Genomic DNA, 20,080 nt, shown 5'->3' on the forward strand with positions numbered 1-20,080 from the left:
GAAAATGAACGCTTTATTTAAAAACCGAGCATTTATGCTCGTTATGGCATCTGATATTTTACAACAATTTGCAATTTGAATCAGAAATATGGCTCTTTTGTATTTCATAATGGAGCGAACGAATAATGATCCAGTTTCAGTTTCTTTGTTATCGGTTATGGAATATGCACCTATTTTTATTTTCTCGTTTATCGGTGGGGCGCTAGCTGATCGCTGGAATCCGAAAAGAACGATGGTTGCTGGGGATGTATTAAGCGTACTATCTATTATAGGAATTGTCTTGTTGCTAAAGCTGGATTATTGGCAGGCTATATTTTTTGCAACACTCATTTCCGCGATTGTAGGTCAGTTTTCTCAGCCATCATCTTCGCGTATATTTAAACGCTATGTAAAAGAAGAACAGGTAGCAAATGCGATTGCATTTAATCAAACATTACAGTCGCTATTTATGATTTTTGGACCAGTGGTAGGATCGCTTGTGTACACACAACTTGGTTTATTTACGTCACTATATAGCTTAATTATTTTATTTTTGTTATCTGCTATCGCTCTTTCATTTTTACCAAAATGGGTGGAACAAGAGCAAGTGGCGAGAGGTTCATTAAAAAATGATATAAAAGAAGGTTGGAAATACGTTCTTTATACGAAAAATTTACGTATGATTACGATCACTTTCACCATTATGGGGTTAGCTGTTGGACTAACGAATCCATTAGAAGTGTTTCTTGTAATAGAACGGCTTGGAATGGAAAAAGAAGCCGTTCAATATTTAGCTGCAGCTGATGGAATCGGTATGTTAATTGGTGGTATTGTTGCTGCAGTTTTCGCTTCAAAAGTGAATCCGAAAAAGATGTTTGTATTCGGTATGAGCATATTAGCGATGTCATTTTTAGTAGAAGGGTTATCTACATCATTTTGGATTACTAGTTTCATGAGATTGGGAACAGGTATTTGTTTAGCCTGTGTCAATATCGTTGTCGGTACGCTTATGATTCAACTTGTACCAGAAAATATGATTGGAAGGGTAAATGGGACAATTTTACCACTGTTTATGGGTGCAATGCTAATTGGAACCTCACTAGCTGGAGGATTGAAGGAAATGACGTCACTAGTTATTGTGTTTTGTATAGCGATGTCACTTATTTTATTAGCAATAGGTCCGGTTTTACGTATGCAAATAAAGAAAGAAGATGTTGTTAATCGAGAGGAAATGACGAATTCATTGGTTTCGAAATAGCTATTGTAAGGGGGCAGAACTGTCCCCTTTTTCTGTGGCAATCTTTTGACAATGAAATGTACCAACTATATACTGATGTTGTAAAAATAATTTTACAGGTTAGGAGAAACGGTGTGAAAAATCAAATCTATGAATTGCGCACTGCAAATAATATTTCACAAGGTGCATTAGCGGATAAGTGTAACGTATCAAGACAGACGATAAATGCAATTGAGAATAATAAATATGATCCAAGCTTAGCACTAGCATTCCGGTTAGCAGAAGTATTAGGAACAACTGTCGATAAACTATTTTTGTACAAGCTTTAGAGTTTTTAATTGTGGGGCGTTATCGTTAAAAATATAAGAAAAAGATCCCCTTCTTGTGTGAAGGGGATCTTTTTCTTATATTGTTTTAGTTTTCGGATTAGGTGGTGTAACGGACGTATCATTTTCGGGTACTCTAGTTAATAAGAATCCACCGATAATAAATAAGACAATAATACTAAGGACACCAGCGTTTGTTTTTCCTGTTAATTGTGTTGTGACACCAACTAATACCGGACCCATAATTGCCGCGAATTTACCAAAGATATTATAAAATCCGAAGAATTCATTTGCAGATTCTTTCGGTACTAGTTTTGCGAAATAAGAACGGCTAAGTGCTTGAATCCCGCCCTGAGAAGTAGCAACTAACATTGCTAAAATCCAGAAATCAAACGTCGTTTTTAAGAAATAAGCATATGTGCAAATAATGATATAAATGATAATGCCGACATATAGCATTTTTTTACCGGTAAATGTTTCCGATAGTTTTCCATATAATAAAGCAAATGGACAAGCGACAATTTGTGTTACAAATAAGATGATTAATAGATTGGTTGCACTAATACCGAGATCTGTTCCGTAAGCAGTAGACATAGTGATAATTGTATCTACCCCATCAATGTAGAAAAAGTAAGCTATTAGGAACATAAATACAGTTTTATATTCTTTAATATTTTTAAACGTATTAGCAAGGCGCTTGAAGCTCATTGCAATTGGTCTTGGATGACGTTCAATATAGTGTGTTTGCTCTACATTTTTTAGCATTGGTATCGTAAATAGTCCCCACCAAAGAGCTGTTATTGCAAAGGAAATTTGACTAGCAATTCCGACTGATAAGGGGATAGTTCCTTTTTGAGCAAGAATAATAAGAGCAATACAACCGATAAAAGGAATTGTGCTCCCAATGTAACCTAATGCAAAACCTCGCGTAGAAATTCGGTCCATTCTATCTCCAGAGGTAACATCTACTAGAAATGCATCATAAAAAATATTTGCTCCAGCAAAGCCAACTAATGCGAGCATATAGCATCCTAGTAATAAGTACCACTGAGATGTTGGAACAATTGCTAGCATACTTGTAAATACGATACCGAGTCCAAAGAAGAATGTGAAAAATCGTTTTTTAAATCCCTTATAATCAGCAACTGTGCCGAGAATAGGAGCGAGTATAGAAATTAAAAGTGTAGCGAACGAGTTTGCATATCCCCAATTGGCTGTTGAAGTTGCGCCAGATAGTCCAGCTTCTTTTGCAGCTGCTTTAAAGTAAATTGGAAATAATGCAGTTGTAATGACGAGCGAATATACCGAGTTCGCCCAATCGTACAATATCCAGCTTTTTTCTTGTCTGGACATTTTTTTCATATAATGTTCCCCCTTAAATTTGTTCTACTAACAGTGTACAAAAATAAAAATTATAAAAAGAGAAACAGTGATGATTTTTACATAACTTTTACATATATACACAGTTCTTTACAATTGAAGTAAATCCTCTACAATTGCGCCGTCTGTTTCACCTAAGTGCAAACCGAGTAACCTAGCGATAGTCGGACCTTCATCAATCAGTCTCATATACGGAATTGTAACGCCGCTTTGAATGCCTTTCCCAGCAGCCATAAAAATTGTTTCATAGTTAGGTTTTGTTGGAGAGTATCCATGCGTACCAAATGTATATTTTTTACTAGGCGTAACATCTTTTTCAGTAATTTCTTTTATAAAATCTCCTGTATAGTTTTCAGTGAAATAATATCCCTCTTGTGCTTCTAACATAAATAAACAGTTACCATCTGCACCGCAGTCTTTTGCAGCTTCATCATGAAGTATAAATTCAATTCCGTTTTGTTTATTTTGAAGTAGTTCTTCAAGTAGTAGTTGTATTTTTCGAATTGTATCCGTATCATTCTTGTCCTTCACATATACATAGGCAGAGCCGTCGCAACTTTGGCAATAGACCTTCCAATCTACTAATTTTCCTTTTGAATTTATAGATATAAGCCCTTTTTGATGAAATAGTACATTTAATTGAATGGCTTTGTTTTCACTTAAAGCGCTATGGTCGCCAAGTGCAATAATTGTACTTTCTTCGTATATCCCGCTTTCTTTTAATGCGTGAATAATTTTTCCAAGGCGTTCGTCGTGTCTATGGATTGCAGCTACTGTTTCCTCGGACTCGAAGCCATGGTAATGTCTTTGAGTATCTAAATCAGTAAAATGTACAAACATAACATTAGGCTTTTTCGTATGGATTGTATGTACGGCAGAAGCAAGGACGAAATCATCAAGCTCAGGCTGTGACAATCCATTTCGTATATGGCCGAAACGACGATTTAAATCTAATTGATATAGCGGGCTACCGCTAAACAATGAAACTAAAATTTGATTTTGCCACGGTCTATTTGGAAAAATTTCTGGTAAATTGTAATCGATATTTGCTCTTCCAGTAACAGGCCATAGAAGGGCTGCTGTCGTTAAATTTGCTTTGCGTGCTTCATCATATAAAGTTGTCCCGTTAATGGACTTTCGGTACCAATGCCAATCTGGTGACTCACGTCCTGGTTGAAGTAATGTATTGCTGACAACGCCATGCTTATTAGGATAATTACCGGTTACGATTGTTGAGTGGCTTGGATATGTTACAGAAGGATAAATTGGCTCCACTTTTTTCGCAATCGCGCCCCTTTTTATTAAAGTTTGGAAATTAGGTAGTTTTTGTAATATAGGAAAATCTAAAGCTGATAAGCAGTCAAAAGATAAAATAATGACGCGATTTGTTAATGCTTTATCCATAAAGTTTCCCTCCTGATTATATAAAACCTATTCTTATATATTACTATTAATACCTGGTAATAAAAATATATTTTTGAATAAAATTTTGTTATTTATTTTCAGAAAAATTAAACATATAATAAGTATAAGGGAATGAATGGAAGGAGGGAATACTATGGATTGGCTAGATGGATTTGGTATCTTTTACATCATTGGTGGAGTCACCGTTCTCCTTGTATTTTTTATGTCATATTTACTAAAGAAACGTTTTCCAGACAAACAGTTTGATATTATATTTGCACTTAGTTTAGTACTTCTTTGTTTAGCTTTCTTTCCTGTAACAATGATCGCTATTGGTGGTTGGGAAGGAATGGGATACGGATTTATTTGTTTCTTCGTTTTAATTGGTACACTAATTGGTATGGTTGCTCATCAACTTGTAAAAATAGTTCGGAAAAGTTACGTATAAAACAGTGATAATTGAAAATAATGTATAAAAATAAGAAAATTGGCTCTTGTTTTGAAATAAAATTTATATTATGATATTCAACAAATTTATTTTGTTATAACGATGAAAAAGGAATAGTACATGTCTTACCTTTTTGCAGAGAGAGAATCCTTTTGGCTGGAAGATTCTTAAAAGGCGATATGGAACCTACCTTTGAGTTCTGCATATGCAGCGGGAAATTCCCGTTATCAAAAAGAGAGCATACTCAATTTTTTTGTGTATGAATCAGGGTGGTAACGCCGACAAAGCTCGGTCCCTATTTGGGGACGCGGGCTTTTTCTATTTTCTAAAGGAGGAAGAATGAATATGGTAAAAGAACAAGTACAAGCCATTACGAAGATGGAAGAAGACTTTGCTCAGTGGTATACCGATATTGTAAAAAAAGCGGAGCTTGTTGATTATTCAAGTGTGAAAGGTTGTATGATTTTACGTCCATACGGTTATGCATTATGGGAAAATATGCAGAAAGTGATGGATGAAAAATTAAAAGAATCTGGTCATGAAAATGTGTACATGCCAATGTTTATTCCAGAGAGTTTATTACAAAAAGAGAAAGATCATGTTGAAGGATTTGCTCCTGAAGTAGCATGGGTTACTCATGGCGGAGATGAGAAATTGGCGGAAAGGCTTTGTATACGCCCTACATCTGAAACTCTATTCTGTGAGCATTTTTCAAAAATTGTTCACTCATATAATGATTTACCAAAGTTATATAACCAGTGGTGTTCAGTAGTTCGTTGGGAAAAAACGACGAGACCATTCCTTCGTACAACTGAATTTTTATGGCAAGAAGGTCATACGATTCATGAAACGGCAGAAGAATCTCAAATTGAAACATTAAATATTTTAAATTTATATGCTGCTTTTTGTGAAGAGTATTTAGCGATTCCGGTTATTAAAGGGCAAAAAACAGAAAAAGAAAAGTTTGCAGGAGCGAAGGCGACTTATACGATTGAAAGTTTAATGCATGACGGAAAAGCGCTTCAAACAGGAACATCTCATAATTTTGGAACGAATTTCTCTGAAGCATTTGATATTAAGTTTTTAGACCGTAACGGTAAATGGCAATACGTACATCAAACATCTTGGGGTGTATCAACAAGAATGATAGGTGGACTTATTATGGTTCATAGCGATAATAATGGACTTGTAATGCCACCGAAAGTCGCTCCAGTACAAGTTGTTATCGTTCCTATTGCTCAGCACAAAGAAGGTGTGTTAGAAAAAGCAACAGAGTTGCAAGGACGTATTCAGAAGGTTGCACGTGTAAAAATAGATGCTAGCAATAAAACACCTGGCTGGAAATTTAATGAGTATGAAATGAAGGGGATTCCAATACGATTGGAAGTTGGTCCAAAGGATATTGAAAAGAATCAAGTCGTACTTGTAAGAAGAGATACGAAAGAAAAAGAGTTTATAACAATGGATCAATTAGAAGAACGCATTCCAGCACTACTTGAGGAGATTCATCATTCTTTATTTAATAAAGCAAAAGTATTTAGAGATGAGAGTACTTATAATGTGACGAATTTCGAAGAGATGAAAAAAGCGGCTGATGAAAAGCAAGGTTTTATTAAAGCGATGTGGTGCGGAGAACTAGCTTGTGAAGAAAAACTAAAAGAAGCAGTTGGAGTATCTTCACGTTGTATTCCGTTCGAACAAGAAAGTTTAGCTGACGAATGTATTTGCTGTAGTAAAAAAGCGAAGCAGATGGTGTATTGGGGAAAAGCGTATTAATACTCTTTCTGCTAGATGACAAAAAGGACCTTTGATTGCATAATAAAATGCAATCCAAGGTCCTTTTTAGTTTTATCCCGCTATTTGCGGTCAGTAAAACTCCCACCCAAAAATTCGGCTGGAGCAAAGAAGTTAGGTGGGAGCCCTGCTGCCCGTAAAAGCCCGATTGGTGAAGGCTAATAATCAGTGGGGGATGAACAAAACCTCCACTGATTAAAGTTTCACTTTATAATTTGTTTCATGTATTTTTTAGATGGAAGGATGATGTTTTTATTTTGCGTTTTTACGACGAATAAATAGTAACACACCGATTAGGAATGTTGAAAGCCCAATTAAAATAGATGCAGGATAATGCGTTGCAGTATTAGGCAATTTATTGCCTTGTTTTGTTGCATTATCTTTTGCGTTACCGCTTTGAGAGCCGCTATCGCCTTTAACACGGTTGCCGCCCTGAGAGCCATTACCACCTTGAGAACTGCTGTCGCCTTTAACACGGTTGCCGCCCTGAGAGCCACTGCCACCAGAACCATTGCCACCAGAACCATTGCCACCAGAACCATTGCCACCAGAACCATTGCCACCAGAACCGTTGCCACCAGAACCATTGCCACCGGAGCCACTGCCACCAGAACCATTGCCACCAGAACCATTGCCACCAGAACCGTTGCCACCAGAGCCATTGCCACCAGAACCATTGCCACCAGAACCGCTGCCACCAGAGCCATTGTCACCAGAACCATTGCCACCAGAACCATTGCCACCGGAGCCACTGCCACCAGAACCATTGCCGCCAGAACCATTGCCACCAGAACCGTTGCCACCAGAGCCATTGCCACCAGAACCATTGCCGCCAGAACCATTGCCACCAGAACCGTTGCCACCAGAGCCATTGTCACCAGAACCACTGCCACCAGAACCGTTGCCACCAGAGCCGTTACCGCCAGAACCACTGCCACCAGAACCGTTGCCACCAGAGCCACTGCCACCAGAACCATTGCCACCAGAGCCACTGCCACCAGAACCATTGCCGTCAGAACCACTGCCGCCAGAACCACTGCCGCCAGAACCACTGCCACCAGAACCGTTGCCGTCAGAACCACTGCCACCAGAACCATTGCCGCCAGAGCCACTGCCACCAGAACCATTGCCGCCAGAACCACTGCCGCCAGAACCATTGCCGCCAGAACCGTTGCCACCAGAACCGTTGCCGTCAGAACCACTATCGTCCTGAGAACCATTGTTTCCTGGAGGTTTATTATTATCTTTTGAATTACCTTCTGCTAAAGTATCGTTATTTTGTACAATAGCGTTTGTTATTGGATGGAAGTTTTCAGTTGCAGCATTACCAATATTTAAGCCGCTAAAAAAGGATAAAGAAAGTGTTGATGCTAAAATGAAGATTTTTGTCATTGTTTTCCTCCTGAAGAAAAAATTATTGTTCCATCTAAAATACACCCCTTTGTAATATTTCATAGGAAAAAGAGTTTTATGCAAAAAAAACTATATATAGAAAAAGGTGGTATATTTCTAAAGGGAGAAAAGAGTTAATGTAAATTCCTTGCAAATAGTAGAGTGATGGAGAATTTACACTCATAACAGTAGAGGAAGTGGCAACGGATGAAAGAATATATTGCATTTGATATTGGTGGTACGCAAATTAAATATGGAATTGTTTCAGAAATAGGGGTAGTACTAATACATAAAAAGGTCCCAACAGAAATTCACTTGGGCGGGGAACAAATTGTTCAAAAACTTATATGTTTATCAAAAAAGTTAATGACTGAACATACTATTTCCGGAATTGGTATTAGTACAGCGGGAATTGTTGATATTGATAAAGGAGTTATAACGGGAGGTGTGGATCATATTCCGCGTTATGCTAATATTTCTATTGTTGAGAGATTACAAGAAGTATTAAAAGTTCCTGTATCTATTGAAAATGATGTTAATTGTGCAGCCTTAGGCGAGAAATGGAAAGGTACAGGGAGGGGAGAAAGCGATTTTATTATGCTTACGCTTGGAACGGGCATTGGTGGAGCAATTGTTATAAATGGAGAGTTATACCGTGGACATTCGTTTGGCGCTGGGGAATGGGGGAACATGTTAATAGAAGGGAAAACTTTTGAGGAGGTTGCCTCAATTTCTGGATTAATTCATCTTGTACGAAGATATAAAGGTAAAAAGGAGTGGGATGGTAAAATAATTTTCGAATTATATGATAAGGGTGATAGCGGTGTTACTCAAGCCGTGAAGATTTTCTTTAAATATTTGGCGATTGGTATTAGCAATCTTGCTTATATTTTTAATCCGAAAATGATTATTATTGGTGGGGGAATTACTGAAAGAGGAGATGATTTCTTAAATGAAGTGAAGGAAGAGATAGGAACATACTTAAATCAAGAGATTTATAGTAATTGTGAGATTAAACTTGCGCAAAGCGGTAATTGTGCAGGAATGATTGGCTCTATTTACCACTTATTACATCAGTATAAATAAATATAGTATCTGTTTTCATATAATTGAGAATTTATCCTTTTTCTCATTAGATAAATAATGCTACAATATAAGAGAAGAATACAATGTTTTCCGAGTTGGAAAATGCTTTGTAGAAAGGAAGAAACTTCATGCCTATTATTTTAGAAAAAGGACAAAAGATTGATTTAACGAAAGGACAACCGAGAGTAGCGAAACTACAGGTTGGCTTAGGCTGGGATCCAATTGGGCAATCAGGTGGGTTTCTGTCTTCTTTATTTGGAAGTAAACCAAGTGTAGATTGTGATGCATCTGTCGTTATGTTAGAAGGGGATCGTTTTTTAAACAAAAATGATCTAGTTTACTTCGGCAACAAACTTTCTACTTGTGGTAGTATTATTCATTCAGGAGATAATTTAACAGGTGAAGGCGCTGGTGACGACGAAACAATTTTCGTAGAATTACATAAAGTTCCGAGCCGTATTAATCGTTTAGTATTCGTTGTAAATATTTATGACTGTGTAAATCGTCGTCAAGACTTTGGGATGATTCGCAATGCATATATTCGTATTCAAAACCCACAAACAGGTGAAGAATTAGCGCGTTATAACTTGTCAGATAATTATGCTGGCAAAATGACTTTAATTGCAGGTGAAATGTACCGACACGGAAACGAATGGAAGTTTTCAGCAGTGGGAGAAGGAACACAAGATAAAAACTTAAGTGAGATTGTATCACGTTACCAATAAAATAAACCAAGGAGGAATAGTATAATATGGCATCTATTTCATTGAAAAAAGGACAAAAGGTAGACTTAACAAAAACAAATCCAGGTCTTTCGAAAGTTCTTGTAGGACTTGGTTGGGATACGAATCGTTATGACGGACAAAATGATTTCGATTTAGATGTTAGTATCTTCTTAGTAGGTGCTAACGGTAAAGTTTCAGGTGCAGAGGATTTCGTCTTCTATAATAATCCAAAAGGTGCGAATGGTGCTGTAGAGCATTTAGGAGATAACCGTACAGGTGAAGGTGAAGGCGACGATGAAACAATTAAAATAGACTTAAAAAATGTTCCTGCTAACATTGAGCGTATTTGTTTCACAATTACAATTTATGATGGAGAAGGCCGCAGCCAAAACTTCGGACAAGTTTCTAATTCTTTCGTACGTATTATGGATGAAGAAAAGAATGCAGAATTAATTCGTTACGATTTAGGAGAAGATTTCTCTATTGAAACAGCTGTAGTAGTAAGCGAATTATACCGTCACGCAGGTGAATGGAAATTCAATGCAATCGGAAGTGGATTCCAAGGTGGATTAGGTTCTCTATGTAATAACTTTGGTTTAGATGTAGAGTAATAGATTTATATATCCATCAGTGAAACGCGTATTTACTGATGGATATATTTTTAAAAATTAAAATATAGAGGTGAATATATATGGTTATTCAATTGCAAAAAGGACAGAAAATTGATTTAGCTAAAACAAGCCCAGGTTTATCAAGAGCAGTAATTGGTCTTGGATGGGATATTAAATCTTATGATGGTGGATCTGATTTCGATTTAGATGCATCTGCCTTTTTATTAGATGCGAACGGGAAATGTACGAAGGAAACTGATTTTATTTTCTATAATAATTTACAGTCCCCTTGTGAATCAGTTTTACATACAGGAGATAACCGTACAGGTGAAGGTGACGGTGATGATGAGCAACTTGTTGTCGATTTGAAAAAGGTTCCAGCAGATGTTCATAAAATTGCTATTACAGTTACAATTTATGATGGTGAAGGCCGTAATCAAAACTTTGGACAGGTTGCAAATGCATTCGTTCGTTTAGCAAATGAAGAAACAAACGAAGAAGTTCTTCGTTTTGATTTAGGGGAAGATTTCTCCATTGAAACAGCAGTTGTCTTTTGTGAATTATATCGTCATAATGGACAGTGGAAGTTTAGTGCAGTAGGAAGCGGATTCCAAGGTGGATTAGGTGCGCTTGTAAAAGCGTATGGCTTGGATGCATAAGAAGGGAAACGGTATTCGTTTCCTTTTTTTGACCTTTCTATAAATCTAGCAAAGAATAGGGGATAAAGGTAAGATGAGTATTTTGCAAGGAATCCTTGATACGTATGCTCAGTTTTTCGACTTGGACATGTGGATTAAAGTGTTACAAGATCCAGTATCTTGGGGGTTAATAGGTACACTTGTTGTACTTGAAGGGTTATTATCTGCTGACAATGCACTTGTGTTAGCGGTAATGGTAAAACATCTTCCAGAAGAAAAACGAAAAAAAGCATTATTCTATGGACTTATTGGAGCTTATGTATTCCGTTTTATTGCAATTGGAATCGGAATGTTCTTAATTAAATTGGCATGGGTAAAAGTGTTAGGTGCGCTTTACTTAGCTTGGCTGTCAATTAAATATTTCATTGATAAAAGAAAAGGCACTTCAGAAGAAGAAGAAGCCCATGGTATGAACCAAAATAGTATTATCTTCAGAATGTTCGGTGTTTTCTGGGGGACGGTTGCGATGGTTGAATTAATGGATATCGCATTCTCTGTAGATAGTGTACTTGCTGCATTTGGTGTATCGAATGAAGTTTGGATTTTACTATTAGGTGGAATGCTCGGTATTTTAATGATGCGCGGTATTGCTGGCGTATTCTTAAAATTGTTAGAGCGTATTCCAGAACTTGAAACGACAGCATATATTTTAATCTTAATTATTGCAGCAAAAATGCTACTGTCTGTCATTCATATTGAAGTAAGTCATACGCTGTTCTTTATTATTTTAGTTATAGCGTTTGGAGCAACATTTATACTTCACTACATGAAGAATTCTGGACAAGCTAAAGAAGAAGTTGCAGCTACTAAAAATGAACATAAATAATTGAAATGGGTTTGCTCGTTATGCGAGCGCCCATTTTTTATAACTAAAAATAGTTTATAATAGAAGAGAGACTTTATAAAAAACGTAAATGTTTTTGGAGGTGAACTGTTGTGTTTTCACGTTTTACACTTCAACCATGTGCATTAAAAGATGAATCAGATTTAAAGCAATTTGAAGCGCTTTTAGAAAAACGCCCACAATATGAACTGACAGAGAATGAGATGAAATTTAGTTATATAGCAAGTCGCATTCTTGGTGTTCCGAATGATGTAGATGAATATTTCAATGAACTATTTGATTATAGTGAAGCAAAAGGGATCGAGGTTTTGCATGAACAAAATTTAAATAAGGTGATTGATCCCGAAAAACTGCGCCATATTCAAGAAGTTTTTGCATTACATCAAGAAGCGCCGAATGGACTTACAGTAAATAGGCTTGTAGCACATTTGTCTGGAAAACAACTATTACCGCAAGTAGACAATCCTGATTTACAGCATTATATACATACGACGTTTATTTCTGTATTGAAATTGTATGAGAAACAACATAATCAATCTTTAAAAACAGAAGGATTCCGGCGTTTCTTAATCGATATGATTAAATTAAGTGAAAATTACGTAGCGAAGTGGTTCTCTACGATTAATTATAAGAAACAAATGCCACGTATCGTTTGGTACGGTGATGCGACGGAGAGTCGTATATATTTCTTATACTTTCTTATTATGCTCGGCTGTGATGTGCTTTATTATCACCCAGAAGGAAAAGATGGATTTGAGAGTGTAGATGAGGAAGGAAAGACCTTTGTCGTATCTCATTCAGGCCGTATTTCATTGGAACCATTTCCTGATCGGCGTCGTGAACGCGTCGCAACAGTAGCTTATCAAGCTTCAAAAGAAATCGAGCAAGTACTTCACCACGATAATTCATTATTATACAAACCGTGGCAATTCCGTTCGTATACACCTGTAGCCCGTACGCTCAAAACAACGTACGATGAACTCTTTTTAATTACGAAAGAAAAGGCATTTGTACGCCCAACATTCTTTGTTGAAAATAAGCATATTTATATTCCTTCTTTATTTGCAAAAATATCAGGTGTTTCAAAGAATGATAAAGAATATTTTCAGCGACTAAAGGCTGTTACATCATTTGATAACAGTTTATTAATTAATACATTCCCGTTTACGAAAGAACAAAAAGCGAATTTCCAATATCATTATCGAGATGCATTGGACCGCGGGGGAAAGTTACATCCGGATTTAATTATGAACAGCCATTGGTGGCCGCATAAGCGTTTACCAGAAGGGTTACAACATGGTATTGCAGAAGCAATCATCCATACGTGCGAAAGTGAAATGTGTAAACCAATTGCGAAAGAGACAAAACAAGATGTAGCACTGTATGTTTTCGCACAACTCTCTCAAATACCACCGAACATTTTAGAGCAGCTTGAGAAATTTGATTATTCGCAAGAAGTACCGAAAATTGTTATATTTAATAATGAGAAGAGCGGAGAATTAAGTCGTTCTGATGCTGTGTTATTACTATTTTTAAATCAAATTGGAGTAGATGTATTCCACTTTAATCCAACGGGGAGAAACGATATTGAACCGTATATTCAATCAGGAGCATTTGATTCACATTGGCTTGAAGAAGTTAATTTCGATCTTGAATTTCATGGTTCATCAGCCTATAAAAATTTATCACAAACAATAAAAGGACTATTTCGTCCATTTTTATAAGGAAAGGGAGAATACCATATGAATAACCCAGTCGTACTAGATTCGAAAACAGAATTGAATGAGCAAACCGCACAAGATGTTCGCTTGCAACTTAGACAAGATGCAGAAGTGCAACGTATTTATAACGCAGTAGACATTAAAGATCAATTAGAATTAATTGAACTCGGAAAAGAACCTTCTATGGAAATTTCACGTTTCGCTGATCAAATTTTACATACAATGTCTTTATCGAAAGTAGAAGACTCTGGTGAATTATTAAAACAGCTTGGTAAAATTATGGACAGATTTGATAGTAAAGACTTTGCGGAAGAGAAAAGTGGTTTCTTCTCACGTATGTTCAAAAAAGCAGATAAAATGATTGAACAAATCTTTAGTAAGTATCAGACGATGGGTCGCGAAATGGATAAAGTATACGTAGAAATTACGAAGTATCAAGATGAAATGAAAAAATCAATTGGTACGTTAGATGGTTTATATGAGCAAAACTTAAAGTATTATTTAGACTTAGAAAAATACGTAGTAGCAGGGGAAATGTTATTAGAGCGTTTAAATACAGAGTTAGTTCCGATGTACGAAGAGCGCATACGTAATAATGATCAGTTAGCGGGTATTGAATTAGAATCGCTTAAAAACTCTGTTGAAATTTTAGAACAGCGTATTGATGATTTAGAAAAAGCACGTATGGTTGCTCTATTAACAGCACCACAAATTCGTATGATTCAACGCGGTAACAATAAATTAATCGGTAAAATCAATACGGCATTTATTACAACGATTCCTATCTTTAAAAATGGTATCATTCAAGCGGTAAATGCGAAACGTCAAAAGCTTGTTGCGGACTCTATGGCTGAACTTGATCGCCGTACAAATGAATTACTTAAGAAAAATGCACAAAATATCGCAACTCAAAGTGTGGAAGTAGCGAGATTATCAGGTTCTTCTAGTATTAAGATGGAAACACTTGAGGAAACTTGGAACATTATTTCAAGAGGTATGCAAGAAACACAACAAATTGAAGAGCAAAATAAACGTGAGCGTGAAGAAAGTCGTAAGCGTATGGCTACATTAACAGAGAATATCAAAAAAGAATTACAAGGATAAAGTGAAACTTTAATCAGTGGGAGATGTTCATCTCCCGCCTAACTTCTTTGCTCTAGCCGAATTTTGAGGTGGGAGTCTTACTGCACGGCAAATAGCGGGATAAACAAAAAGGCAATGAGGAATATTCCTCATTGCCTTTTATTTTCTCTTAAATAATTTAATGATTTCATTCACAACAAGCGGAATGATACTTAACAAGAGAACAAATCCCCAATCTCGCATTGTTAATGCGTGCACACCAAATATATTGGCAAGAGGTGGGATGGAGATGATACACACTTGCATAAGAACACCGATTAGAAGTGAGAAGACTAAATATTTATTTGTAAATATCCCAATTGAAAAAATTGATTTCGTTCTTGAACGTAAGTTAAATGAATGAACGAGTTGAGAAAAACTAAGAACGACAAATGCCATCGTTTGAGCGTGTAATAGAGCGTCTTCATCAATTTGATCTGGGAAGAGAGGAAATAAATTTGTATCTCCTGTATAGAGCTTTGCCCCAACGATAAAGGCTGTTAAAGTAAGAAGTCCAATTACAACCCCATTGAAAATAAGAAAAGGAACGCTGCCGCTAAATAAGCTTTCTTTCGCATGTCGTGGTTTTTCCTTCATCACATCTGGATCTTCAGGATCAACACCGAGTGATAATGCAGGTAGTGTATCTGTAATTAAATTTACCCATAAAATGTGAATAGGGCGTAGTGGTGTTGCCCAGCCGAGTAAAATAGCTAAAAAGAGAGCTATAATTTCGCCGAAGTTACAAGAGAGTAGGAAGAGAATAGACTTTTTAATATTACGATAAATATTTCTTCCTTCTTCAACAGCTTTCACAATAGATGAGAAGTTATCATCTGTTAAAACTACATCTGCTGCGCCTTTTGCGACATCTGTTCCTGTAATTCCCATTGCTACTCCAACATCTGCTTGTTTTAAAGATGGAGCATCATTTACACCGTCACCAGTCATGGAAACGATATTTCCTTTAGCACGTAATGCTTTTATAATCTTCACTTTATGTTCTGGAGAGACCCTAGCGAATACATTTAAGTGATTAATTTTACTTGCTAGTTCTGTATCTGAAATGGTATCTAATTCAGTTCCAATCATAATTTCAGATATTTCTTCAGCAATGCCAAGTTCTTTGGCAATTGCAAAGGCGGTATCCTTATGATCACCCGTAATCATAACTGTGCGAATACCAGCCTTTTTACATTCTATAATTGAATCTTTTACTTCTGTACGTGGTGGATCAATCATACCGACAAGACCGATAAAGATGAGATTTTCTTCGAGATGATTTATATCCATATCGTTTAAATCGTATCGTTTATATGCGAATGAGAGTACTCTTAAGGCTTCTTGCGATATTGATCCGGCAGCTTCTAATATTTGATTTTTATCAGAATCTTTTAGGACCTCAAGTTTATTATTTATAAAGATATGGGTACAGTGAGGTAAAAGTTTATCAATAGCACCTTTCGTCATGCTATAGTAGCCTTCATCGTACGTATGTACAGTTGACATCATTTTACGATCAGAATCGAAAGGCAATTCGTTAACACGTTCATGTTTATTTTCTAAATGATCTTTTTGAATGTTAAAAGAGCTTCCGGCAACAAGAAGGGCAATTTCTGTAGGATCCCCTGTTTGTGAGTCGGCACCGTAAGAGGCATCGTTGCATAAAACCATATTTTCTAATAATAGACGGTGTGCATCATTATTTACATTCAAATTTTCTAGCTGGTCGTATGTGCGATCACTATAAAAATGAGTAACGGTCATTTTATTTTGAGTTAATGTACCTGTTTTATCTGAACAAATAATTGTGACAGAACCGAGAGCTTCAACAGCTGGTAGTTTACGAATGATAACGTTTTGTTTAATCATACGCTGAACACCAATTGCAAGAACGATGGAAACGATAGCTGGTAAGCCTTCTGGAATGGCTGCAACAGCTAAACTAATTGCGGTCATAAACATTTCTAACGTATCCCGGCCCTGTAAAAAACCGATGAGAAACATAGTAGTGCAAATAGCTACAGCGACAAATCCTAAATATTTTCCTACTTGTGCTAAGCTTTTTTGAAGTGGTGTCGTATCATCGTCTGCTTCATGTAAAAGGGTAGCGATCTTGCCAATTTGTGAATGCATCCCAGTTTCAACAGCAACACCGATGCCACGTCCGTATGTTACTAACGTCGACATAAAGGCCATGTTTTTTTGATCACCTAATGGTACTTGCTCATCATTTTGCATGGAAGGGTGGTAGACTGCATCTTTATCGACAGGGACAGATTCACCAGTTAGAGCAGATTCTTCAATTTTTAAATTCGCAGTTTCGATAAGTCGTAAATCGCAGGGGATATACCGCCCGGCATCAAGCATGACGATATCACCTGGAACGACGTGCTCAGATGGAATCTCTTTTAGTTCACCATCTCGCTTTACGATAGCTTTAGGTGTTGCCATCTTTTTCAATGCTTCTAAAGCCTGTTCCGCTTTCGATTCTTGGATTACACCGATAACAGCATTTAAAACTACAACGAGCGCGATAATACTTGCATCGGCCCATTCACCTACAAAGGCGGAAATAAGGGACGCGATAATAAGGACATATACGAGGACATCATTAATTTGGGCGAAAACGCGCTGCCATAAAGTACGTTTTTGTTTGGTAGCTAATTCATTATAACCATATTGCTTTAAACGTTCATTTACGATTTTATCTGTTAAACCGTGTTGTTCATTTGTTTCTAGGTCGATTAATGTTTGATTTTTCGTCTTACTGTACCAATTGCTCATAAGTAAGCACCTCCAGTAAAAACAGTTAGCAATGGTAGTGTGGCAATTTTTTGAGAGTAGTATGTATGGAGAAAAAATCTAAGGTGAGGTTCTACTTTCATTGTACAGTAATTTAGAATGTGAGGAGGAAAAGAGAAGAGTTGTCATGAATTTGTTGAAATTAAAAGAGCCTCGAATACGTGAGGCTCTTTGTCATTTTTTAATTAATGTACCTAATTCCTCAGTAATAGCTTGCATTTCACTAATACTGAATGTTTCACGTTTCATAACGTGCTCATAAATGTCACGTAAGTCCTCGTACATTTCTTCGTTAAAACTAGCAGCTCTCATTGCTCCAGCATTAACCATGCGTAATTTTTCTTTAATAGCTTCTACCATATATTCAACGTTTGCTTCTGATTTTACGGATAAATCCACCGAAGTGTCCCCCTTTAAAATAACATAAGGTTATCTTAACATTTTTTTATCATTTTCGTTAATGAAACTTTTCAATCCTATTAAATTAGTAGGGATTTCCTTTATAATTAATAATTGGTTGTTTATACTATATAAGTATATAGTAAGAAATGCACCAAGAAGGGAAGATACAAAAATATGGTCCGAGTATTGTTTGTTTGTCTTGGGAACATTTGTCGTTCTCCAATGGCAGAAGCAATTTTTCGGGATCTTGTCGTAAAAGAGGGACTCGAAGAGAAAATTGTCATTGATTCTGCAGGAACTGGAGATTGGCATATTGGTCATCCACCACATAAAGGAACAAAAAAAATTTTAAAAGAAAATGAAGTCTCTTTTGAAGGAATTAAAGCACGCCAAGTAGAAAAAGAAGACTTAACAAAGTTTGATTATATTATTGCCATGGACAACAAGAATATAGCGGATTTAAAAAGTTTTGGTAAAACTGAAGGCTATATTGGTAGACTGTCCGATTTTGTTCCAGACGGTGGCTGGACAGACGTTCCTGACCCTTACTTTACAGGGAACTTCCAAGAAGTGTATGACCTTGTAACAGAAGGGTGTGCAAAGCTAGTAGCTTTCATTCGAAATGAACAAGGAATATGAGGAAGCTTAGAAAGTAATACTTTCTAATATAAGAAATGAAAGGGTGAAGGAATATGGCAAAGAAAAATAATATTGCTCGAAACATTGCGATTGGTGTAGCTGCAGGTGTAGCTGTATCTATGTTAAAGAAAGAAAACCGTGAAAAAGTAAAAAACACGGCAGAAAAAGCAAAAACAAAGATGATTGAAATTGGTGAAAATTCGAAGATAAAAGAAAAAGTGCAAACTGTTACAGATAAAGGACGCGAACTTGCTGATTTCAATGTAGTAAAAGCGAAAGTAGCAGAAATCAAAAAATTGACGCCGTCTGTTGTAGAAACGTTAAAAGAGACGAAAGAAATTTTTAGTAAGAGAAAAGTTGTGCCAGTAGAAAAGCCGGAAACGATTGAAATTCAAGCTGTATCTCCAAAGGTAGATGAGCTTAAAGCAGAAGAAGAGCCAGTAGTAGCTGAAGATGGTGGTATGAAAGAAGCGCGTGAATTATTTATGAAGGACTCAAATGCAGAGGAAAAAAAAACTGAAGCATACATTGAGCTAAAGCAAAATAAAGAAGAGAAGAAAAGCGTCTAAAAAATATGAGGAAATTTCTAGAAAAAGCAAAAAGAAATCGCACTTTTTCGTTTGGGAAAGATTTATATGACCGGACGATGCGCGATGATGTAGCGGGCTTAGCAGCACAGCTCGCTTATTTCTTCTTGCTTGCGATTTTCCCTGGGCTTGTTTTCTTAATTACGCTTCTTGGCTTTATTGACCTTCAAACAGAAAGTGTGCTCAATTTATTAGAACCGTACGTACCAGAAGATGCGATGAACTTAATTGAAGTAAACGTAGATAAAGTTGTAAACGAACAAAATGGTGGTTTATTATCATTCGGTTTACTATCGATGCTATGGTTTGCTTCAAACGGGGTGAATGCGGTTATGAACGCTTTTAACCGTGCTTATGATGTAGCAGAAACCCGTTCCTTTATTAAAACAAGAGCTTTATCTATCGTGTTTACGTTAGCAATAATTTTTATGATTGTGTTTGCACTAATCGTTCCGGTATTTGGACAAGTGATTGGGGCAGCTGTGTTTAAAGCAATTGGTTTATCGGATAGTTTTTCTTACGTTTGGAGTATTACGCGTTTAGTAGCGAGTTTCTTCGTTTTGTTCGCTTTATTTAGCTTTTTATATACGTTTGCGCCTGATCGGAAATTAAAGCGAAGAGAAGTCATATCGGGGGCTTTATTTGCTACTGTAGGATGGATTGTGGTATCGTACTCATTTGCCTATTATGTAGATAAATTTGCAAATTACGCTAATACATATGGTGGTCTCGGTGGTATCATTATTTTAATGTTATGGTTTTACTTAACTGGGTGGGTAATTTTACTTGGCGGTGAAATTAATGGTTTACTCCATCATTATAGAACGGGTGACAATAATTCCCGTAATGAAAAATGAGCTCTTGTTCCATAATAAAAGGG

General features: G+C 36.6%; 18 protein-coding genes, 1 pseudogene and 1 other annotated feature. Of the genes and pseudogenes, 14 read left to right on the forward strand and 5 right to left on the reverse strand.

Features of this window, described 5'->3' with window-relative positions; translation table 11 throughout:
- Positions 1-4 precede the first annotated feature (4 nt).
- Positions 5-1,237, forward strand: a pseudogene (locus NSS97_RS02190) (MFS transporter).
- A 56-nt stretch (positions 1,238-1,293) separates the two neighbouring features.
- The gene (locus tag NSS97_RS02195) at positions 1,294-1,545 is read left to right on the forward strand and encodes a helix-turn-helix transcriptional regulator (RefSeq protein ID WP_080221025.1); all 252 of its coding nucleotides are present in this window, start codon (positions 1,294-1,296) and stop codon (positions 1,543-1,545) included.
- A 75-nt stretch (positions 1,546-1,620) separates the two neighbouring features.
- Here the strand turns inward: NSS97_RS02195 and NSS97_RS02200 are convergent, their stop codons facing one another.
- Positions 1,621-2,904, reverse strand: coding sequence for an MFS transporter (locus NSS97_RS02200; RefSeq protein WP_341111398.1), 1,284 nt, complete (start codon positions 2,902-2,904; stop codon positions 1,621-1,623).
- A 108-nt stretch (positions 2,905-3,012) separates the two neighbouring features.
- Positions 3,013-4,326: an alkaline phosphatase family protein gene (locus NSS97_RS02205; protein WP_113770363.1), complete on the reverse strand. Its 1,314-nt coding sequence runs from the start codon at positions 4,324-4,326 to the stop codon at positions 3,013-3,015.
- Between the two features lie 154 nt (positions 4,327-4,480).
- Between NSS97_RS02205 and NSS97_RS02210 the strand changes: the two genes are divergently transcribed.
- Together NSS97_RS02210 and proS are read left to right on the forward strand one after the other, a co-directional pair.
- The gene (locus NSS97_RS02210; RefSeq protein ID WP_002124993.1) at positions 4,481-4,774 is read left to right on the forward strand and encodes a YesK-like family protein; all 294 of its coding nucleotides are present in this window, start codon (positions 4,481-4,483) and stop codon (positions 4,772-4,774) included.
- Positions 4,775-4,867: 93 nt separating this feature from the next.
- Positions 4,868-5,074: a binding site (T-box leader), on the forward strand.
- Positions 5,075-5,119: 45 nt separating this feature from the next.
- Complete coding sequence (proS, locus tag NSS97_RS02215; RefSeq protein WP_341111401.1) at positions 5,120-6,550, forward strand: proline--tRNA ligase; 1,431 nt, start codon at positions 5,120-5,122, stop codon at positions 6,548-6,550.
- A gap of 270 nt (positions 6,551-6,820) precedes the next feature.
- On the opposite strand, the gene NSS97_RS02220 is transcribed toward proS, so the two are convergent.
- The gene (locus NSS97_RS02220) at positions 6,821-7,960 is read right to left on the reverse strand and encodes a cell wall anchor protein (protein ID WP_341114596.1); all 1,140 of its coding nucleotides are present in this window, start codon (positions 7,958-7,960) and stop codon (positions 6,821-6,823) included.
- 207 nt (positions 7,961-8,167) lie between these two features.
- Here NSS97_RS02220 and NSS97_RS02225 point away from each other — a divergent pair, with 207 nt between their 5' ends.
- The 7 genes from NSS97_RS02225 to NSS97_RS02255 all read left to right on the forward strand — a co-directional run bounded on the left by NSS97_RS02225 (position 8,168) and on the right by NSS97_RS02255 (position 14,749).
- Positions 8,168-9,046 carry an ROK family protein gene (locus tag NSS97_RS02225; protein ID WP_107887818.1) on the forward strand — a complete coding sequence of 293 codons (879 nt, stop codon included), beginning with the start codon at positions 8,168-8,170 and terminating at the stop codon, positions 9,044-9,046.
- A 128-nt stretch (positions 9,047-9,174) separates the two neighbouring features.
- Positions 9,175-9,771, forward strand: a complete 597-nt coding sequence (locus tag NSS97_RS02230; RefSeq protein WP_002091200.1) for a TerD family protein — start codon at positions 9,175-9,177, stop codon at positions 9,769-9,771.
- Between the two features lie 26 nt (positions 9,772-9,797).
- A complete protein-coding gene (locus NSS97_RS02235; protein ID WP_002010225.1) occupies positions 9,798-10,382 on the forward strand; it encodes a TerD family protein in 585 nt (194 codons plus the stop codon).
- An 80-nt stretch (positions 10,383-10,462) separates the two neighbouring features.
- Entirely contained in the window at positions 10,463-11,041 is a 579-nt protein-coding gene (locus tag NSS97_RS02240; protein ID WP_044444321.1) for a TerD family protein, read from the forward strand.
- 73 nt (positions 11,042-11,114) lie between these two features.
- Positions 11,115-11,906, forward strand: a complete 792-nt coding sequence (locus NSS97_RS02245; RefSeq protein ID WP_044444322.1) for a TerC family protein — start codon at positions 11,115-11,117, stop codon at positions 11,904-11,906.
- Positions 11,907-12,016: 110 nt separating this feature from the next.
- Positions 12,017-13,648, forward strand: a complete 1,632-nt coding sequence (locus tag NSS97_RS02250; protein ID WP_107887819.1) for a YceG family protein — start codon at positions 12,017-12,019, stop codon at positions 13,646-13,648.
- Between the two features lie 18 nt (positions 13,649-13,666).
- Positions 13,667-14,749 carry a toxic anion resistance protein gene (locus NSS97_RS02255; RefSeq protein ID WP_002029585.1) on the forward strand — a complete coding sequence of 361 codons (1,083 nt, stop codon included), beginning with the start codon at positions 13,667-13,669 and terminating at the stop codon, positions 14,747-14,749.
- 138 nt (positions 14,750-14,887) lie between these two features.
- Here NSS97_RS02255 and NSS97_RS02260 read toward each other — a convergent pair whose 3' ends face one another.
- Both NSS97_RS02260 and NSS97_RS02265 read right to left on the reverse strand, forming a co-directional pair.
- Positions 14,888-17,554: a cation-translocating P-type ATPase gene (locus tag NSS97_RS02260; RefSeq protein WP_341111416.1), complete on the reverse strand. Its 2,667-nt coding sequence runs from the start codon at positions 17,552-17,554 to the stop codon at positions 14,888-14,890.
- Between the two features lie 192 nt (positions 17,555-17,746).
- Complete coding sequence (locus NSS97_RS02265; RefSeq protein ID WP_002010236.1) at positions 17,747-17,971, reverse strand: DUF1128 domain-containing protein; 225 nt, start codon at positions 17,969-17,971, stop codon at positions 17,747-17,749.
- A 177-nt stretch (positions 17,972-18,148) separates the two neighbouring features.
- Between NSS97_RS02265 and NSS97_RS02270 the strand changes: the two genes are divergently transcribed.
- The 3 genes from NSS97_RS02270 to NSS97_RS02280 are packed head-to-tail and all read left to right on the forward strand — an operon-like array spanning position 18,149 to position 20,057.
- Positions 18,149-18,613, forward strand: a complete 465-nt coding sequence (locus NSS97_RS02270; RefSeq protein ID WP_002140258.1) for a low molecular weight protein-tyrosine-phosphatase — start codon at positions 18,149-18,151, stop codon at positions 18,611-18,613.
- A 53-nt stretch (positions 18,614-18,666) separates the two neighbouring features.
- A complete protein-coding gene (locus NSS97_RS02275) occupies positions 18,667-19,182 on the forward strand; it encodes a DUF4075 domain-containing protein (protein ID WP_002191833.1) in 516 nt (171 codons plus the stop codon).
- A 5-nt stretch (positions 19,183-19,187) separates the two neighbouring features.
- Positions 19,188-20,057 carry a YihY/virulence factor BrkB family protein gene (locus NSS97_RS02280; RefSeq protein WP_044444325.1) on the forward strand — a complete coding sequence of 290 codons (870 nt, stop codon included), beginning with the start codon at positions 19,188-19,190 and terminating at the stop codon, positions 20,055-20,057.
- Positions 20,058-20,080: the final 23 nt, after the last annotated feature.

The sequence above is a fragment of the Bacillus sp. FSL R12-0074 genome, assembly GCF_038005725.1.
Taxonomy (GTDB): Bacteria; Bacillota; Bacilli; order Bacillales; family Bacillaceae_G; genus Bacillus_A; species Bacillus_A mycoides.